Origin of the sequence: Corynebacterium senegalense, from assembly GCF_900411315.1 — a bacterium.
Classification (GTDB): Bacteria; Actinomycetota; Actinomycetes; order Mycobacteriales; family Mycobacteriaceae; genus Corynebacterium; species Corynebacterium senegalense.
This window is the reverse complement of the sequence record NZ_LS990891.1, coordinates 1-1,976: the sequence shown is the minus strand read 5'-3', so window position 1 is coordinate 1,976 and position 1,976 is coordinate 1. Positions and strand designations below refer to the sequence as shown.

Here is a 1,976-nt window from a genome sequence, read left to right as displayed (position 1 = left end):
GCGGAGGAACCGGTGCGGGCGGGGGAGGAGCACCTCGCCGCGATGCCGCGCGGGGTACCCGTCGGCATCGCGAACGCCCCGTCGCTCTTCGCGCCCGCCGACTCCGCCGACCTGGCGTGGTCGGTCTGCACGACCGGGGCGGGTACGCCCTCCTCCGTCACCGTCTCCGCCGTCGAGCCAGGGCAGGCGCCGCGCCTGCTGGGTTCCGACCGGGCAGTGCTGGCTGCCGCGGACGGCGGTGAGTGGCTCGTCACCGAGTCGGGCCGGACGAGGCTGCCCGCCCCCGACTCCCCGGCGGGCAGGGTGGTGCGCCGCGCCCTGGGCGTGGACGCCTCCACCCCGCGCTGGCAGCCCCCGGCGCCCGTCCTGGGCGCCCTCAGGGAGCACCCGCCGGTGCAGCTGCCCGACCCACTGCCGGAGGTGCTGCGTACCGAGGCGGGGGCCTGGGCCATCGCGCCGGGCGGCGGGGTCCAGTCCCTCTCGCCGACGCAGGCGGACATCCTGGGGGCAGCGGGGGCGGTGCTTCGCGACGTCCCCCGCGACGCCCTCGCCGCCTACCCGGACGCCTCCCCGCCCATCGATCTGCGCCTGCCCGGCGCAGCCCCGGACTGGGTGGACCCCGCCGAGGAGGGCGTGTGCGTCGGGGAGGACCGCGGCGGTGCGACCGCGGCCCCGGCGCAGGGGGCGGTTCGGCTGTCCGGGGGTGCGGCCGCGACGCACTTCGCGGGGCTGCGCGACGGGGCGGTGGCGGTGGACACGGGACACGGGTTCCACCTCGTCTCGATCCACGGCCAGCGCCACGAGGTGGAGTCCGGGGCGACCCTGGAGGTGATCGGCGCCGAGCACACCGAGCACGTCCCGTGGGAGATCCTTCGTCTTCTGCCCGGCGGCGAGCTGCTGAGCCGGGAGGCGGCGCTCACCGCGGTCTACTGACGTCCCCTCCGCCACTCGCGGCGCACCACGGCGGCGGCCCCGGCGAGCGCGAGGGCCGCGGACAGCGCGCCGGCGACCAGTGCGGCCCGCTGCAGCGCGGGTGAGACCCGCCGGGAGGCGGGGGCGAGGCGGAGGGGTTCGACGCTGCGCTCCGCAGCGTCGGGGACGTGGGTCACCACGGCGAGCGGATCGACCGCGCCGCCCGCCGGCTGCGCGGCGTCCGCGATGCGCCGGCGGACCTCGGCGGCGCTGAGCTGAGGGTCGCGCTCCAGCAGCAGTGCCGCCGTCGCGCTGACCACCGGGGTGGCAAAGCTGGTGCCGGTGAACGGGGTGACGGTGTCGCGGTCGGGCGCGCTGCCGCGGGCAAACCCGCCGCCGGCCCAGGACAGCCCGGTGTCCACCGTCCCGGGGGCCGTCAGCAGCGGCGCGCCCGCGGGCGGGGCGACGGAGAAGCCGGCGACGGTATGCGAGCCGTCGCGCGCTCCCACAGCGAGCACGGTCGGGGAATGGGAGGGAAAGACGTGGGCGCCCTGCGGGCAGGTGTCCGAGACGTTGCCCGCCGCGGCGACGACCACCGCGCCCTCGGCCTCCGCGCGCCCGAGGGCGTCGTCAAGCGCTGAGGCGTCGACAGCAGCCGCGTCGCGGCGGTCGACGCACGAGACCACGGAGACGTTGATCACGCGCGCGTGCTCGTCGAGCGCGGCGTGGATCGCCTCCGTCAGGGAACGCAGGCTTCCCGACGCCTCCACGGCGTCGCCCTCGCGGCGGTTGCGGTAATGGGCGGAGGTCTGCCGGACCGACAGGATCTCCGCCCCCGGCGCGATCCCCGTGGTGGCCGCAGCGATGATCCCGGCGACGACCGTGCCGTGGCCATCGCAGTCGAACAGGGGGTCCGGCGCGTCGGGGGCGACGAGGTCCGCGCCGCCGACGAGACGGCCCAGCTCCGGGGAGGGGCTGACCCCGGTGTCGACCACCGCCACCCGCACCCCGGCACCGGTGGCGAAGCGGCGCAGCTCCGCGGCCCAGGGCGGAGGGGCAGGCAC

General features: G+C 77.8%; 2 protein-coding genes. One reads left to right on the top strand and one right to left on the bottom strand.

The window, feature by feature from the left end:
- Window positions 1-933 (top strand): type VII secretion protein EccB (locus tag DYZ02_RS11190; protein WP_147291524.1); only part of this gene is annotated, 933 nt, incomplete at its 5' end.
- Here DYZ02_RS11190 and DYZ02_RS11185 read toward each other — a convergent pair.
- Window positions 927-1,976: S8 family serine peptidase (locus DYZ02_RS11185; RefSeq protein WP_181897000.1), on the bottom strand; the 1,050-nt coding region annotated here is incomplete at its 5' end. The genes DYZ02_RS11190 and DYZ02_RS11185 overlap by 7 nt on opposite strands.